This window comes from Telluria sp. AZSoR62, assembly GCF_058111565.1.
The window spans coordinates 1-243 of the sequence record NZ_JBYTST010000525.1 but is presented as its reverse complement, the minus strand read 5'-3'; the positions used below and the strand labels follow the sequence as shown (position 1 = coordinate 243).

Sequence of the window (243 nt, the reverse complement as noted above, 5' to 3'; positions counted from 1 at the left end):
AAAGCCGGTAAATTCCTCCCTGGTAAGACCTGATGTACTGATGGGTTGGGTTTCGCTCGCCCCTGATTTTGAGGGGACGTCCTCATATCCCAAGATGATCCCCTTTAGCTCGCGGTGCAGATCCTGCTCTGCCTGACTTAATATCTGGTCAGGGAGAGCTGTCAAAGCTATATGCCGTACGACGGCCCAGTAATATCGTCGCTGCAAAGGTGTTTGGGGGGGCTGTTGCATAAGATGCTCTTG

Annotated in this window: 1 pseudogene; it reads right to left on the bottom strand. The window is 52.3% G+C overall.

Features of this window, described 5'->3' with window-relative positions:
• Positions 1-231 (bottom strand): annotated as a pseudogene (locus tag AC3XQU_RS24625) (hypothetical protein); the annotation flags it as partial.
• Between the last annotated feature and the right edge of the window lie 12 nt (positions 232-243).